Raw genomic sequence first — 16,221 nt, 5'->3', positions numbered from 1 at the left:
AGTTCCGCGTTCTCCGGAACTGTTGGAAGGAATCATGCGTCATACGAGGAAATTGGTTGCCGAGATTTCGGCGGCGGCCTTGGTGATTTCGGGCGCCGGCATCGCACTCGGCGCGGCGACCGCCGGTGCGGATCCACTGTCCCCGAACTGTGTGCAAACGCAGCACATCGATTACAACCCGGGAATCAGCAGCTTCTGGATCACCCACACCTACGACAAATCGGTAGAGGCCACCACCGCCGCACCCGGCACGCTGGTCACCTACAAGGTCGTGGTCGGAACCACCAGCATCGGAAACCCCTACGTCAACTCGATCACCGACTACCCGCCGCCCGGATTCGGCAAGCCGGTCAAGACGAAGGTCACCGCGTATCACTTCGCCCAGGGCCAGCAGTCGGAGGATGTGACGCCGGAACCGAACAATGGCGGGTGGAGCGTCAACAGCACCGGATGGTTCGTCAATTCCGGCAACCCGGTCACCGCCGAATTCACCTACCGGGTGCCCGATTCGATCCGGGACGGGCAGCAGGTGCTCAGCGGCGGTATCAGCGTCGGCGGCACCGTCGGCGTCGGCTCCGGACAGCCGAACATGGGTGTGTGCTTCACCGGCCGCGGCGCGAATCCCGGCGAGGCGCTGCTGGGCAGCCTCGATGACGGCGGGCTCGGCTCCTCGCAGAACCAGCTCAGCTCGACCGGTTCGGTGACCGACATCATCACCGATGTCATCAAGCGCCTCATGGGCAGCTGAGACACGGTCCCATACTCCTGGGTCGTGGCGTCTGCGCGGCCGCCACGGCCCAGGACCCTTCCACCATCGCTCGGAGGAGTTCCGTCGTGCCACCCAGATCCGCGATCACCTCGCTCGTCGTGTCGTGCACAGTCGCTGCCGCCCTGTTCTATGTCGCGCCGGGCGTGCTGCAGGTCTCGCAGGCCGAACCTGTTGCGGCACATCTGGATCGCGTCGAACGGTCCGGTCAGCGGCAGCAGGTGCTCCATGTGTACTCGGCCGCGATGGAACGCACGATCCCGGTGCAGGTGCTCACCGCGGCCGATCCCGGGCAGCCGGCCCCGACCCTGTACCTGCTCAACGGTGCGAGCGGCGGCACCGACATCACCAACTGGTACAGCCAGACCGATGTGGTCGCCTTCTTCTGGAACCAGAACGTGAATGTGGTGACCCCGGTCGACGGAGCGTTCTCCTATTACACCGATTGGCAGCGCGACGATCCGGCACTCGGCCGCAACCGCTGGGAGACCTTCCTGACTCGGGAGCTGCCGCCGATCATCGACACCACCTTGCGCACGTCGGGCGTCAATGCCATTGCGGGCGTATCGATGTCGGCGACCTCCGCGCTGAATCTCGTCATCGCCGCGCCGCACCTCTACGCCGGGGTCGCCGCGTACAGCGGCTGCGCCTCAACCTCGGACTCCGCCGGGCGCGCCTACGTCCGCCTGGTGCTGGAGCGCGGTGACGCCGACCCGCGCAATATGTGGGGCCCCGACGATGACCCGGCCTGGTACGACCATGATGTCGTCCGCAATGCGGAGGGGTTGCGCGGCAAGGCCATCTACCTTTCCAGCGGCACCGGCCTGCCCGGCAGTGCCGAAGCGGTCACCGGGGCGGTCACGGCGGACAAGCTCGTCACCAAGGTGGATCAGATCGTGCTCGGCGGCATGATCGAGGCCGCCACCAACGCGTGCACGCACCAGCTGGCCGATCGCCTGACCCAGCTGGACATTCCCGCCGAGGTCGACTTCCGCCCCACCGGAGTCCACACCTGGGCTTACTGGCAGGAGGACCTGCACAAGTCCTGGCCCCTCCTGGCTACCGCACTCGGCGTGCGGTGACGATCGGGACGCCGGCGGCGCCGGCGTCAATTCCCTAGCAGGAGAGCATGAATACGACAGTTTTCGACAAGTCCCGTCGAATCGGGCGGATGGCCCGATCGGTGGTCGCGCTGGCAGCCGCGGTCGGATGTGTGCTCACCGCCCCGGCGGCGCCCGCCGTGGCGGAACCGGGCGCTCTTTCGCCGCTCCACGTGGCGGGTTCCCGATTCGTCGACGAGTACGGGCGAATCGTGTTGTTGCACGGCGTCAACAGCGTCGGCAAGGAGCCGCCCTATTTCGCGCCCGGGACCACCCTGACCGAGCGGGACGCCGAACTGCTGTCGCGGCACGGCTTCAATACCGTCCGGCTCGGCGTCAGTTTCGATGGGCTGATGCCGACCAGGGGCGTGGTGGACACCGCCTACCTGGACCGGGTGGCCGGAGTCGTGGATATCTTGGCGCAGTACGGGATTCACACGGTGCTCGACAATCATCAGGACGGCTTGTCGAGCATATGGGGAGGCGGCGGCAACGGTTTCCCCGAGTGGGCGATCCACGCACGGCCCGCAGCGGGCGAACCCAACCCGGGCTTCCCGCTGTTCTATCTGATGCCCAGCATGAACGCGGGCTGGGACGAGGTGTGGGACAACACCTATGGCGTCCTCGATTACCTCGGGCAGGCGCTCGGCGCACTCGCCGGCAGAATGTCCGGGCACCCGGGGGCGCTCGGCATAGAACTGCTCAACGAGCCATGGCCCGGGTCCGCGTTCCTGTCCTGTTTCCCCAACGGTTGTGCCGGGTTCGATGCGAAATACCAAGCCGCCATGCAGAAGCTGACCGACGCGATCCGCGCGCGGAACGACGATCTCGCGGTGCTGTGGGAGCCCAATGTCACCTGGAACGAGACCATGCCCAGCAATCTGGGGCAGAACCCGCCCATCACCGCGCCGGGCATCGTCTTCGCGCCGCACGACTACTGCATTCCGAGCCAGATGTCGATCTACAACGGACTGCCCTCCTTCCTGCGCGGCCTGTGCCCGCTACAGCAGGGGAAGACCTGGGGGAATATCGACGCGTTCGAGAATCGCACCGGAATCCCCACGCTGGTCACGGAATTCGGGGACGGCGATGCGAGTGTGCTGAGCAATACGCTCATCAATGCCGACGATCGCTTCATCGGCTGGCACTACTGGCAGTACAGCGCGGGCCGCGGAACGGATCCGTTCACCGGCACGACCGGAAGCCAATTGGTGCGCACATATCCGCGGGCCACGGCGGGCGAGCCCGGGCGGATGCGCTTCGATGCCGACACCGGTGACTTCGCCTACCGGTTCACCCCGCACGCCTCCGCCGCGCCGACCGAAATCTACGTCTCGGATCTGCACTATCCCGGCGGCTACCAGGTGCGAGTCGACGGCGGCAGGGTGACCTCGCCCGCGGATGCGCGAGTGGTGACCGTGGAGGCGACCGGCTCGGGCACAGTGACGGTGTACATCAACCGGCCCGGATCGAAGGGGGCCACCGTGCCCGACGGTCCGGTCGGGACCGGCTCGGCGTCCGGCTCGGCCTCTGGTTCGGCGTCCGGCTCGGGTTCGGGTTCGGCGTCCGGATCGGATTCCGGTTCCGGTTCCTGATGAACAGAATATGAAATGGCCTGGAACCCAATGGTTCCGGGCCATTTCCATTCATTTCCAGGGAAATGCGGCAACAAGTCGTGATTGTCAATTCGACAATAATGATGATTTCTCTTGTCCCGCAAGCGGATCTAGCATTTTCGGAGTGAGAGCCGACCTCTCACAATCGAGCGTAATTCGAAATGAGACAAGGAAATTCGCATGATACGACGCGCACTGGGTCACGCCGCCGCCGCGATCGGCGTCGGAGCGCTGGCCGTCCTGGCCGCCGCGCCCGCCGGGGCCGCGCCCGAAACGATCACCTGGAACAACAACACCTCGCAATACACGCGGACGATCAGCAACGCGACCCCCGCCGTCGGCGATACCATCACTGTCACAACGACTTTCAACCGCCTCCAGGCCGGGGATGAGACCATCCACTGGCTCAAGGACTGGCACCCGGCCTGCCTTACCTATGTCACCGATTCGGCCAAGCTGACCGATGCCGCCGGTGACCACGCCGTCGAGCCCTACCTCGAAATCGGTTCCGATTTCATCGCGGGAGACTTCACCGCCACCAGCTATCGGATGGTCATGAAGCACGGCGGGCCGGCCTCCACCTTCAGCGCCCGGTACACGGTGGGGTCCTGCGCCACCGGCACCGCGCTGCAGACCGGGATGGAATACCTGTCGAACCTCGGCCACGTCGACTTCGCCGCCAAGGGCCCCGCGATCACCGTCGGCGGAACCCCCGGCCCCGGCGGCGGCACCGGCAGCAGCTCCGGCAGCGGCATTCTCGACTCCCTCCTGAACGGCGCCGGCTCGGGCAGCTGAGGCCGGCGGAACGTCCGCGACCATCCACCGAACAGGGTGCCCGCCGCCGGCGAGCACCCCGTTCGATCATTCGACAGCTGCCTCGAACGGCAGGCAGATCGGATCGCCGGGAACGGCGCTGCCGGTCTCCGCGCCGAGGCCGAAGGTCGGGCAGTAGGCGTGGAACGACACCCCGGCCTGCGCCGGCAGTTGTGTGTCGACGTCGCCGAACCCGCGGGTCGTAGGGTGGGTTGACGTCGATCAGATTCATCCCGTGCGGGATCAGCACCCGCCCGGATTCATCGGTGAGCCAGCGGCCCGCATGCCCGACCGCGCCGGGCAGACCCGGCACATCGGCCGTGACATCGGCATGCCCGCTCGTCACCGACGCGGTCAGCGCGATGGCGAGCGCGGCAACCGCCGCAAGAGATTTCGAACGCACGGAATGTTCCTCCCGGATGTACTGGGGTGGTAGCGAATTCGGGCTCACACCAGTCACGGGAACGTTAGGGCAAGGCGGGGGAGACCTTAAGTCAAGATTCGGAGGCCATTGACAAGCCGTCGTTGTCAATGATCTGAAAATTTAGATTTCAGTTCCTATTCGGAGTGCCCTACGTTCGAATGGCGCGATTCGTCCCCCTCTCCGATGCCTCTGGAGGAACCGCCCATGGCAGCGCCGAAGAAGTACTCCGACGACCTACGGGCACAAGCGGTTCAGCTGTACCAGAAGTCGGATCCCAAGCCTACGATGCGGCATCTCGCCGAACAGCTGGGCGTGCACCACGAGGCATTGCGCCAATGGGTTCGCCGAGCCGAAAACAATATGAGCACACTGAACGACCCCACGCGCAAGTTGGCGGCCGAGAACCGAAGGCTCCGTAGGCGAGTGGAGTACCTGGAGCAATTGGTCGACGTACTGCGCTCCGCACGGGGGCGCAGCCCCCACACTTTCGGAAAGACATGGAGTTGATTTCACACATGGCAGGAATCAGACGCCCTCGAGTCGGCGCCACCGCTCTGGCGCTCGCCGGAATGGTCATGCTCGGTGCGGCGCCGGCCTGGGCGGACTCGTCCGGCAGTTCCTCGGGCGCCGGCTCGGGCTCGGGCGCTTTCGGATCCTCCGGTTCCGCGGGGACCTCCGGTCCGGAGCTCACCCCGCCGACGCCCGCGATCGAATTGGAGGGCGCGCGAAACTTCCGCGATATCGGGGGCTACCGCACAGCGGACGGCCGCACGGTCCGCACGGGAATTGTGTTCAGATCCAACCGGATCGACGCCCTCACCGACCTCGACCTGGCGAAGCTCACCGCGGCCGGAATCACGCTGGATGTCGACCTGCGTGCAGTCTGGGAACGCGACAAGGCGCACGACCGGGTTCCCGCGGGCGCGCGCTACCTGGTTGCCGATGTCTTCAGCATGGACGGTCTGTCGTTCCACGAATTCCCGGCGATCACGCTGGGGCGGGTGCTCATCGAGGGCCTGATCACCGGCTCCTCCGATAGCGGTTCCGCCGGCGTCGTCCAGACGATCAACTATCCGTTCCTGGTGAATTCCCGCGGAGCGGATCTCGCCTTCCGCACGCTGCTCACCTCGATCGCCGGAAACACCGGCGGCGCAACGCTTTACCACTGCACCGACGGGAAGGGCCGAACCGGCTGGGCCACCGCTGTCCTGCTCACGCTGCTCGGGGTGCCCCGGGAAACCGTGAATGCCGACTTCCTCGCCAGCAATGATCGGCTCGGTAACCCGAACGCGGTCCAATTGACCTGGCTGGAAGACGCTTTCGCCGAAGCCGATCGGCTCTACGGCAGCTTCGACGGTTATGTTCGCGAGGGCCTGCGTCTGGATCAGGCAACCATCGACGCCCTCCGCGCGCGGCTGCTGATGTGAACGGTCGCCCCGCGTCGCGGAGCTCGAAGTCATTCGCCCCTGCTGGAGAATGACTCGGCCGACAGCGGGGCCTCCTCCGGTGTCAGGGTCGCCACCACCGGAATTCCGGCCGCCTGGAAATCCCACGTCGCACGCGCGATATGGTCGGCCGAGGTGACGAGGATGACCGACCGCGCATTGATGTCCTGCATGACCTCGGCGGAGTAGAGCGCGTTCTGCACCGTCGAGTTCGCCTGTGTCTCAGCGTGAATGCGGGATCTGTCGATGCCGTGCGCAATCAACCACTCCGCCATGGCGGTAGCCTCGGGCACGCCCGCCTGCGGATTGCCACCGGTGACGATCATGGGTGCGTCCGGGGAGAGCAGCGCCGACACATAGCCGGCCCGGAGCCGGTCGATGAGTTCCGGCCGCATGGTGCCGTCCGCCCAGAGCCCGTACCCGAGCACCACGATGGCGGTGCTCGGGCCGAACAATGCGGGGAGCCGCGGGCCATTCATGTCGCCGTATGCGGGCGTCGCGGTGACGGTGACAGCGGTGGCAGCCGCACCGGAGAGAATGAGCCTCATCAGCGCGCGCGACGCGCGCCGTGTGGCAGAAATCGGATTATCGCGCACAGCGGCCGGCCCCTTGAAAGCGAGAAGGGCAGGCCGGGCGGGACGGCCTGCCCTCGGTCACTGAGTTACTTGCCCGCAGAGCCCGTGAAGAGCTTGTGCACCAGAGCGACGACGGCGGCTTCGAGGGTGGTGGCCAGGGATCCCATTTTTCTCCTTGTATTTCCAGTTTCTTGCATGAGCGCATCTGCTCACGGCATGAAATGCTAGGAGGTGGTGGACAATATTAGAAATCAAACTTTGCGATTGATTGACAATGGGTGATGGTAGGTTGGTGTACAAATTTGCGAGGATGAATTGTCGATTATCGAAAGTCAACTGCGTGGAGATGTATTGACAAGGCTGACTTGTGAATCAACTAGTATTCTCTGTTTAAATTCCATTCTCGTTGGTCATATCATTTTCGGGTTGACACCGCCGACGAGCGGACTGAGCCCCCACTTCCTCGGCGGTGTCGACATCACGGGTGGTTGTCGGGCGGTTCGCTCGAGGTGGTGAGGGCTTCGGCTGCTGTGCGGAGGAAGCGGCCGAGGTAGTCGAGATGTGGTGCAAGGCTGGCGGCGGGTAGTTCGCGTGCGGGAGCGCGGTGGCCGGTGGGGGTGGGGTCGGCGCGCGGGCCAGGGTTCCAGGGCAGTGGTCCCATGGGAACGGTCGCGGTGCCGAGCGCCTTCCTCGTCGTCGAGCAGCAGTGGTGGCATGTCGGTGCCGGAGGTGAGCCGGTAGCCGCCGGCGTCGCTGACCGCGGCGGTAACCCCCGACATCGACGCCGTCATCAATCTGGCCACGCCGAGTGGCGATGTGGCCGTCGACGCCGCCGCGGTTGCGGCGCTTACGGATCCGCTGCGCGGCACGGGCAAGTCGTTTGTCTACACCAGTGGGTCTGGGTGCTCGGTGCGACCGACGGCGCCGACGAAACCACGCCCACCAATCCGATCCCCATCGCCGGGTACCGTCCGGCCATCGAACGCCAAGTCCTCGAGCTGGCCGACACGGGTATCCGAACGGCCGTCATCCGCCCCGACATCGTCCACGTGCGGGCGGCGGAATCCCCGCTCTGCTGGTCGATCTGGCACGAAAGAACGAGGCTCCCGTGCTCGTCGCTGACTCCTCGACAGTGTGGCCAATGGTCCATATCGACGACCTCGCAGACCTTTTCGCCAAGGTTGTCGAGGCGGCCCCGGCACGTTCGGTCTGGCATGGGATCAGTGAACCCGCCGTCTCGGTCGCCGACCTGGCCACGGCTGCGGCCCAGGCGGCCGGCGTCTCCGGTGAAACCGAGGTCTGGCCCCTGGACCGGGCCCGAGTCGAACTGGGCGAGCTCTTCGCCGACGCCTTGGCACTCAGCCAGAACGTCACCGGTCAGGCCGGAATCGACCAGCTGAACTGGGAACCCAAGGGCCCCGACGTCATATCGGACCTGACCGCCGTTTCCTACCGCTGATCAGCTCGACGAGGGAGCGCAATGAGGCTCCCCAGCTGTGCCCTCGGCAGGATTCGAACCTGCGACACCCGCTTTAGGAGAGCGGTGCTCTATCCCCTGAGCTACGAGGGCTGAACTGTGGGGGCGGGGTCCGCGACCCACCGGGACGACGGGGAGTCTACCTGGTTGGTGGGTCGGGGGTCGCATGCATATCGGGGTGGGTTACTTCTTGGTGGCTGTGGCGATGATGTAGTCGGCCCAGGGGCCCCACAGGAGGAGGGCGGGGCGGGAGAAAGTGGCACGGAGGAGGGGGTTTACGCGGCGCATGTCGGGGGCGCGCAGGCGCTTGCCCAGGTGGCGGGCCAGGGGGAGGTAGACGTCGCGGCGGATGGAATAGATGTTGATGTTGGTGAAACCGGCTGCTTCCAAGGCTTTTCGGTAGCGGGGGATGTCGAGGGGGGTGCGGGGGACTATGTCGGCGGTGACGAGTTTGCCGCCGGGGAGGAGGATGCGGTGGGCTTCGGCGAAGAACTCGGGGTAGGAGGGGAAGTGGAAGGCTGATTCCAATGCGGTTACCTTGGTGCAGGATTCGGAATCGCGGGGCAGGGCCACGGCGGAGCCGTAGGTGAAGTGGACGCGGTCGGACAGGCCCAGGTCGGCGGCTCGGCGGTTGGCTATCTCGATTTGTTCGTGGGCGATGTTCATGCCGGTGATTTCGAGGGGGGAGAACTCTTCGGCCCAGAGGAAGTCCTGGTCGCCGTAGCCGCAGCCGACGTCGACCTGGATGTCGTCGGGGCCGAGTTCGGCTTCGCGGGCCACCAGGCGGGCCAGGTCGCGGCTGGCTTCGTCGAGGGTGGCGGGGCGGTCGTGCCAGTAGCCGAGGTTGATGAAGAGGGAGTCCTCGCCGAAGAGGTTCTGGGGGCCGACTATGTCGTAGATGCGGCCTGCTCGTTTGCCGGGTGGGAGCAGGGGGACCTTGGCCCATTCGTAGCATTCCCGGGCCCAGCGGCGGGAGCGCTCGGGCAGGGTTTCGACGGGGATGTCAGCGGTGGTCAGCGTCATTGGGACCCTCCGATCGGTGCGGAACCTGGCCCCAACGCTACGCCAACTGTCTGAGACAATCTAGTGGGTGCTGACCTCGTCGTAGTCGGACGGGTCGAATTGCCTTGTCTTCCATCGGAACAGGGCCGTCATGCCGGGCCAGTTGTTGGTGATGCGGCCGGAGGCATTGCGGTACCAGCTCGAGCAGAAATTCCATGGGGTGTCCTGGAGGCGGCGCTGCAGCCAGTCGTCCCACGCCTGCTCCACCGCCGGCCGCGCCGAGACGAATCGGCCCGGTTGCCCGGCCAGGTACTCGGCCGCCTGCCGGATGTAGCGGGCCTGCGACTCCAGCATGTAGATGATCGACCCCGAGCCGACATTGGTATTCGGGCCGTACATCATGAACAGATTCGGGAAGTCCGGCACCGCCATGCCGAGGTACGCGCGAGCGCCCCGCGGCGACCACTGATCCTCCAGTTTGCGGCCGCCCAGGCCGAAAATTCGCATGGGAGCGAGGAATTCGGTGCCCTTGAAGCCGGTGCCGTAGATGATCACATCCACCTCGTGCTCGACCCCGTCGGCGGTGCGGATGCCGGTCGGCGTGACGGCCTCGATGGCGGTGGTCTCCACCCGGACGTGCTCGCGGCCGAGCGCGGGGAAGTACTCGTTGGAGAACAGGCCGCGCTTACAGCCCGCCGCGTAATCGGGAGTCAGCTTGGCGCGCAACGCCTCATCCGGCACCTGCCTGTCGCGATGCCGGTCCGCGAGGGCGATCACCGGCGTCTTGATCGCGGGAATGTCGGTGAGCGCCAACGCCAGTACCTCGAAGAAGCCCCAGATGGCGAAGCGTTCCGCCAGCCGCGTCACCGGCACATGCTTGAACAGCGCGTGATGCAGGGCGCTGTACTCGGTGTCGAATTTGGGCAGCACCCATGCCGCCGACCGCTGGAACAGCGTCAGCTGTGCGACCCGCGGGACGATCGCCGGAATGTATTGGATGGCACTGGCTCCCGTGCCGATGCACGCCACCCGCTTGCCGGTGAGATCCACCGAATGATCCCACTGCGCCGAATGGAACGCCGCGCCCGTGAAGCTGTCGATGCCGGGCAGGTTCGGCAGAGCAGGCCGGGACAACTGCCCCACCGCGGGCACGAGAATGTCTGCGGTGCGGGTGTTTCCGTCCGCGGTGCGCACCCGCCACACTCCGGCCTGCTCGTCGAATTCGGCCTCGGTGACCTCCACGCCGAACTCGATCTTCGCGGGCAGGTCGTACTTCTCGGCGACTCCGCGCATGTACTCGTGGATGTCACGCTGCTCCGAGAACCGGCGCGGCCAATCGGATTTCGGCTCGAACGACCACGAGTACAGCGGCGACGGCACATCGCAGGCAGCCCCCGGGTAGGTGTTCTCCCGCCACACGCCGCCCAGGTCCGCGGCCTTCTCCAGGATGTGGAAGTTGTCGTGCCCATGACGTTTCAACTCCAGCGCCATACCGAGCCCGGCAAACCCCGCGCCGATGATGAGGATGGACGGCTCCCGCGTGCCTGCATGATCCCGCATGACTCGACAGTAGGGCCGTCGTCGCAGGTTACGAAGACATCCCCGGTCAGTGAATCGGTATTTTCGGCCATGCGCTGAGCTGGATATTCCCCGGGGATGATCAACACTGCATGAAAGACACCTCACAGTTCACTCAGTGGGACGGTGAGTGGCGTCTGACCTGCGACGTAGTCCTCGACTGGACAGCCCTGTACCCGACTCCCTATATTCACGGAAGACATTGCTCCAATTTGCTTGTCCTGGTTAGTGATTGGCTATTCTGCGGCGCCGCAGGGGGTGTCGTTGCATGCCTACGACTACCAGGACCTCGGAGCCGGCAGGTTGCCGCATACGCGGTGGCAGGTCGGCCATAGGCCGCGGGTGGCGGGGGTGGGGTCCGCCACCCGCGGTCTTTCAAATCAGGGGATCATCCCAGTTCAACGGGTTTCCGCCCCGGTCGCACCGGCACCCGGACCGCCCTGTCCGATTTCGGCTATCCTGCCCGGAAGTGACTTGGTTCACTCTCCAGTAGGTAGATGCAAGGAGCGGTTGGGACATGTTCAGCACCATGCAGGACGAGCAGCTGTCATTGGCGACGCTGCTGAAGTACGCCTCGACATTCCAGGGCGACAGCACCGTGTCCACCTGGACCGGGGAGGGGCTGCGCACGCAAACCTTCCGGGAGATCGGCGCGGACGCGGCACGCCTGGCGAATGCGCTGCGCGGGCTCGGCATCGGGGAGGGTGACCGGGTCGGCACGTTCATGTGGAACAACAACGAGCACATGGTGGCGTATGTGGCCGTGCCCGCGATGGGTGCGGTGCTGCACGCGTTGAACATTCGCCTGTTCCCCGAGCAGCTGGTGTATGTGGCCAATCATGCCGAGGATCAAGTGGTGATCGTGGACGGCACGTTGTTGCCGATGTTCGCGCAGTACCTGCCGAATCTGAAGACGGTGCGCCATGTGATCGTGGCGAACGGGGATGCCGCCGCGTTGTCCGCGCCCGAGGGCGTCACCGTGCACTCCTACGCCGAACTGCTTGCCGCGCAGCCCGATGCGTTCGATTTCCCGGTGATCGACGAGCGGTCGGCGGCGGGTATGTGCTACACCTCCGGCACCACCGGCGACCCCAAGGGCGTCGTCTACTCGCATCGCTCCAACTGGCTGCACGCCTCGCAGGTGATCTCGCCCAGCGGTATGGGCTTCACCTCCGACGACACCGTGCTGGCCATCGTGCCGCTGTTCCACGCCAATGCGTGGGGTATTCCGTACGCCGCGCTCATGTCCGGCACCAACCTGCTCATGCCCGACCGCTTCCTGCAGCCCGCGCCGCTGCTGGAGATGATGGCCGCGGTGCAGCCGACTTTCGCCGCCGCCGTGCCCACCATCTGGGGTGGCGTGCTGGCCCAGCTGTCCGCCGCGCCGCAGGACATTTCGCATCTGCGCACCTGCGTGGTGGGCGGCGCGGCCGTGCCGCCGTCGATGATGCACGCGTTCGAGGAGAAGTTCGGCGTCAAGCTGCTGCACGCGTGGGGCATGACCGAGACCTCCCCGCTGGGCTCGGTGGCGCACCCGCCGACCGGCGTCGAGGGTGACGAGCGCTGGGCCTACCGCTACACCCAGGGCCGCTTCCCGGCCGGTGTGCAGGCGCGGCTGGTGGCCGACGACGGGAGCGTGGTGCCCAATGACGGGGAGTCGCTGGGCGAACTGGAGGTCAAGGGCCCGTGGATCACCGGCTCCTACTACTCGCCGTCGGGCGCGCAGGTGGATCCGGACAAGTTCCACGACGGCTGGCTGCGCACGGGCGATGTCGGCAAGATCAGCCCGAACGGCTATCTGACCCTGGTGGATCGCTCCAAGGACGTCATCAAGTCCGGCGGTGAGTGGATCTCCTCGGTGGATCTGGAGAACGCGGTCGTCGGTCATCCGGCCGTCGCCGAGGCCGCCGTCATCGGTATCCCGGACGAGAAGTGGGACGAGCGCCCGCTGGTCGCGGTGGTGCTGGCCGAGGGTGCGAAGGCCGAATTCGAGGAGTTGCGCGACTTCCTGGCGGGCAAGTTCGCCAAGTGGCAGCTGCCCGAGTACTGGACCGTCATCGACGAGGTGCCCAAGACCTCGGTCGGCAAGTACGACAAGAAGCGCCTGCGCGGCCAGTACGCCGACGGCGCGCTGACCGTCACCAAACTCGGTTGAGCGAAGGCCGCTCCCCGGCGAGCCGTGCCGGGCCGCCGCCCGCGAGAGGTTCCGCTCGCGCGCGGCGGCCCGTACCGTTGGTGTGAGGTCGGTTGCCCGCACAAGGGTGGGGCGGACGAGGAGGTCCGGGTGAGAGTGGCACGCACGCAGGCTGTTTCGGTCGTCGACGAGGGGATTCGGGCATGACCATCGGACTCATCCGGACGGCCGGGACGCGGCTGTGGCACGAGGCGGAATCGGCGCGGCTGGTATTGCGCAGCGGCGTGGTCGGGATCGAATCACCGCAGACCGTGGTGGCCGCCGCGACATCCATGTTGCGGTACGGGACCATCGCGGCGGGGCTCACCCTGGCGGCGGCGCGGTACCCGGAACGGACCGCGCTGATCGACGAACTCGGATCCCTCACCTTCGCGGAACTGGAGGAGCGGTCGAATCGGCTCGCCAACGCCTGGCGGGCGCGCGGACTGCACGGGGGTGAAGGCGTCGCGATTCTGGCGCGCAATCACCGGGGTCTGCTGGACGCCGTGTTCGCGGCCGCCAAGTGCGGGGCGCGAATCATCCTGCTGAACACCGATTTCGCAGGACCGCAGATCCGGGACGTGGCCACCCGGGAGGGCACCGACCTGCTCGTCTACGACGACGAGTACGCGGACATGCTCGAGGGAGTGAACCCGCGGCGCGGCAGCTACCGGGCCTGGACCGACGAGCCACGGCCGGACAGCCTGGAAAGCCTTATCGCGGAAGGAGATCCGGGCTCGCCGCCGGCGCCGGGTGCGGTGCCCAAACTGATCCTGCTCACCAGCGGCACCACCGGAACGCCCAAGGGCGCACCCCGCGCGGAACCGAAATCCCTGCTGGCACTGGGCGCGCTGCTGTCCAAGGTGCCGTTCCGGGCGGGTGAGGTCACCGAATGCTGTGCGCCCATCTTCCATACGCTCGGCTTCGCCATGTCCATGCTGAGCATCGGCTTCGGCTCCACCCTGGTGATCCGCCGCCGCTTCGACCCGCAGACCGCCATCGACTCCGCCGCCGAACACAAGGCCACCACCATGATCGTGGTGCCGGTCATGTTGCAGCGCATGGTCGATCTGGGACCGCGATCCATGACCGCACACGATCTGAGCGCGCTGCGCATCATCTTCGTCGCCGGATCCCAGCTGGGCGCGCAGCTGTGCCGGGATGTGATGGGCACCTTCGGGCCGGTCGTCTACAACCTGTACGGGTCCACCGAAGTCGCCTACGCCACCGTCGCGACCCCGGAAGACCTTGTGGTGGAACCGGGTTGCGTCGGCAAGCCGGTGCTGGGCGCGCGGGTGGAGATCGTCGACGAGCAGGGTCGCCGGGTGCCGACTGGCACCACCGGGCGGATTTTCGTCGGCAACGGCGTGCAGTTCGAGGGGTACACCGGCGGTGGTGACAAGGAGCGGCTGCGCGGGCTGATGTCCTCCGGTGATGTCGGGCACTTCGATTCGGAGGGCAGGCTTTTCATCGACGGGCGCGATGACGACATGATCGTTTCCGGCGGGGAGAACGTGTTCCCCGGCGAGGTCGAGGAACTGCTGCACACGCACCCCGCGGTCATGGAGGCGGCCGTAATCGGTGTGGTGGACGAGAAATTCGGTGCGCGACTCAGGGCGTTCGTGGTGATCCACCCCGGTCAGGAATTGACCGAGGATGACGCCAAGACGTTCGTGAAGTCGAATCTGGCCCGCTACAAGGTTCCTCGTGAGGTCGTGTTCATCGAAGAGCTGCCGCGCAATCCCACGGGCAAGGTGCTCAAGAAGAAGCTGCGCGAGTTCTGACGTCGGCCAGGTCGCTCACGGGCGGGTTCGGCTGACGTCCGGGTCAGCCCGCTCGGCGTGAGGCTTCGGGCGGGATGCTGTTCGGGGCCTGTGCGGGCTCCTGGAGGTCGATCGCGACCAGGAGATCGACGAGATCTTTGACCCGCCTGGGGTTTCGGCCGGTGAGCTCCTGGATGCGGCCGAGACGATACTTGGCGGTGTTGTGGTGGACGCACAGCGCGTCGGCCGCCTCGCGGAGGTTGAGGTCGGCGTCGGCGAAGGCGCGGATGGTCTCGGCCAGCGCGCCGCCGCGCGCGCGGTCCTCGGCGAGCAGGGCTTCGATGCGGGGGTCCACCAGGTGGCGCGCGGTCTCGTCGGCGCGCAGCAGGAGATAGCGGAACGGGGTGAGCTCGGGCAGGGCGAGCACGCCGCCGCCGGTGGGGAGCAGCTCCAGGGCGGTGCGCGATTCCTGGTAGGCGCGCGGCAGATCCGCGATGCGGGTGACCACCGGGCTGACGCCGATGGCGAGCGGAATTCCGGTGGCCCGCAACTTCTCCTGGGCCCGGCGCAGGCGGTCGAACAGGGTGGCGGTGTCGCCGGAGCGGCTCAGGGCCACGATCGCGACCACCTCGGAGCGACGGGCGGCGGCCAGGGTGCGCAGGCCGTTCACGCCCACGCGGGCCAGCGCGGCGGAGGCGAAATGCCGTGCGTCCGTATCGGATCCGGAGCGTGCGCCCGAACTGCTGTCCAGCACAACAGCTGTCACGGCCACCATGGGCGTGGCCGGGTCCGCGCCCAGGCCGTACGAGTGCGCCAGCGACAGCTGCGGCCCGCGTTCGGGCAGCGCGCCGTCGAGCAGGCTGTCCAGCAGCGCCCGGCTCTCGTCGGTCTCGGCCGACAGATATTGCTGGAACTCCAGATACGCGTTTGCTGCCTGAGTGCTGGCCAGATCGCAGAACCGGGTGAGCGGGACGACCAGCGACAGCGCCGCCTCCCGCCCGGTCTCGGAATCGGCGGCCGCGGTGATCAGCAGCTTCCACAGCGCCTGCTGCCCGAGCCGGAAGGCGCTGATGTAGTCGACCAGGGTGAGCCCGGCCCGTGCCCGGCGCGCGGCGGCGCGGCGGGCGTAGGCGATGTCCTCCGCGGTCACCTTGCGATGCTCCAGCATGGCGCTGAGCCCGGTGCGGCAGAGCTGGGCCAGCTGGTCGCGGACGTCGGCGAGGAAGTCCTCGTCACGGTCGGCGTAGGCGGGGATCTGGGTGACGATGGCCGCGACGCCGGAGTCCGCCATATCGGGTACACGGTCGATGAGCCGGTGCACGATGCGGAAGCGCTCGGCCACCACCTCGTCCGGATGTGCGACGTCGGACGGATGTGATCGAGCTGACATAGCCCGGATTAATCCATGAGTTGCTGGACGTGTCAACGCGAGCTCGTCCGCCACGCACTGTTCGCGGCGGACAAACGCACTGTCCACGGAGGACAAACC

The 16,221-nt window shown here is 66.5% G+C and carries 14 protein-coding genes and 1 tRNA gene; 9 read left to right on the top strand and 6 right to left on the bottom strand.

Features of this window, described 5'->3' with window-relative positions; translation table 11 throughout:
- Positions 1 to 34 precede the first annotated feature (34 nt).
- From JK358_RS13100 to JK358_RS13075, 6 genes are all read left to right on the top strand, one after another.
- Positions 35 to 748: a hypothetical protein gene (locus JK358_RS13100; protein WP_201947193.1), complete on the top strand. Its 714-nt coding sequence runs from the start codon at positions 35 to 37 to the stop codon at positions 746 to 748.
- Positions 749 to 834: 86 nt separating this feature from the next.
- Positions 835 to 1,848: an alpha/beta hydrolase gene (locus JK358_RS13095; protein ID WP_307817493.1), complete on the top strand. Its 1,014-nt coding sequence runs from the start codon at positions 835 to 837 to the stop codon at positions 1,846 to 1,848.
- A gap of 47 nt (positions 1,849 to 1,895) precedes the next feature.
- Positions 1,896 to 3,461 (top strand): endoglycoceramidase I, encoded by a 1,566-nt coding sequence (locus JK358_RS13090; RefSeq protein ID WP_232851173.1) that lies wholly within the window; start codon positions 1,896 to 1,898, stop codon positions 3,459 to 3,461.
- Between the two features lie 201 nt (positions 3,462 to 3,662).
- Complete coding sequence (locus JK358_RS13085; protein ID WP_201947190.1) at positions 3,663 to 4,277, top strand: hypothetical protein; 615 nt, start codon at positions 3,663 to 3,665, stop codon at positions 4,275 to 4,277.
- 646 nt (positions 4,278 to 4,923) lie between these two features.
- Entirely contained in the window at positions 4,924 to 5,226 is a 303-nt protein-coding gene (locus JK358_RS13080) for a transposase (RefSeq protein ID WP_201947187.1), read from the top strand.
- A gap of 8 nt (positions 5,227 to 5,234) precedes the next feature.
- Positions 5,235 to 6,146, top strand: coding sequence for a tyrosine-protein phosphatase (locus tag JK358_RS13075; RefSeq protein ID WP_232851172.1), 912 nt, complete (start codon positions 5,235 to 5,237; stop codon positions 6,144 to 6,146).
- 29 nt (positions 6,147 to 6,175) lie between these two features.
- Here the strand turns inward: JK358_RS13075 and JK358_RS13070 are convergent, their stop codons facing one another.
- Both JK358_RS13070 and JK358_RS13065 read right to left on the bottom strand, forming a co-directional pair.
- Positions 6,176 to 6,712, bottom strand: a complete 537-nt coding sequence (locus JK358_RS13070) for a YdcF family protein (RefSeq protein WP_201947185.1) — start codon at positions 6,710 to 6,712, stop codon at positions 6,176 to 6,178.
- 505 nt (positions 6,713 to 7,217) lie between these two features.
- The gene (locus tag JK358_RS13065; RefSeq protein ID WP_201947182.1) at positions 7,218 to 7,400 is read right to left on the bottom strand and encodes a hypothetical protein; all 183 of its coding nucleotides are present in this window, start codon (positions 7,398 to 7,400) and stop codon (positions 7,218 to 7,220) included.
- A 480-nt stretch (positions 7,401 to 7,880) separates the two neighbouring features.
- On the opposite strand from JK358_RS13065, the gene JK358_RS13060 reads away from it, so the two are divergent.
- Positions 7,881 to 8,198: a Rossmann-fold NAD(P)-binding domain-containing protein gene (locus JK358_RS13060; RefSeq protein WP_201947179.1), complete on the top strand. Its 318-nt coding sequence runs from the start codon at positions 7,881 to 7,883 to the stop codon at positions 8,196 to 8,198.
- Between the two features lie 38 nt (positions 8,199 to 8,236).
- On the opposite strand, the gene JK358_RS13055 is transcribed toward JK358_RS13060, so the two are convergent.
- The 3 genes from JK358_RS13055 to JK358_RS13045 all read right to left on the bottom strand — a co-directional run bounded on the left by JK358_RS13055 (position 8,237) and on the right by JK358_RS13045 (position 10,778).
- Positions 8,237 to 8,309 (bottom strand) — tRNA-Arg (locus tag JK358_RS13055).
- A gap of 90 nt (positions 8,310 to 8,399) precedes the next feature.
- Positions 8,400 to 9,239, bottom strand: coding sequence for an SAM-dependent methyltransferase (locus JK358_RS13050; RefSeq protein WP_201947177.1), 840 nt, complete (start codon positions 9,237 to 9,239; stop codon positions 8,400 to 8,402).
- A gap of 60 nt (positions 9,240 to 9,299) precedes the next feature.
- On the bottom strand, positions 9,300 to 10,778 hold the full coding sequence (locus tag JK358_RS13045) for a flavin-containing monooxygenase (protein ID WP_201947175.1): 1,479 nt from the start codon (positions 10,776 to 10,778) through the stop codon (positions 9,300 to 9,302).
- 535 nt (positions 10,779 to 11,313) lie between these two features.
- Between JK358_RS13045 and JK358_RS13040 the strand changes: the two genes are divergently transcribed.
- Entirely contained in the window at positions 11,314 to 12,951 is a 1,638-nt protein-coding gene (locus tag JK358_RS13040; protein WP_201947174.1) for a long-chain fatty acid--CoA ligase, read from the top strand.
- Positions 12,952 to 13,133: 182 nt separating this feature from the next.
- Positions 13,134 to 14,753, top strand: a complete 1,620-nt coding sequence (locus tag JK358_RS13035; RefSeq protein WP_201947172.1) for an acyl-CoA synthetase — start codon at positions 13,134 to 13,136, stop codon at positions 14,751 to 14,753.
- A gap of 43 nt (positions 14,754 to 14,796) precedes the next feature.
- Here the strand turns inward: JK358_RS13035 and JK358_RS13030 are convergent, their stop codons facing one another.
- Positions 14,797 to 16,122 (bottom strand): PucR family transcriptional regulator, encoded by a 1,326-nt coding sequence (locus JK358_RS13030; protein ID WP_201947169.1) that lies wholly within the window; start codon positions 16,120 to 16,122, stop codon positions 14,797 to 14,799.
- Positions 16,123 to 16,221 lie beyond the last annotated feature (99 nt).

It is taken from the genome of Nocardia acididurans, assembly GCF_016741815.1.
Lineage (GTDB): Bacteria > Actinomycetota > Actinomycetes > Mycobacteriales > Mycobacteriaceae > Nocardia > Nocardia acididurans.
This window is presented reverse-complemented; position numbering and strand designations above follow the sequence as displayed.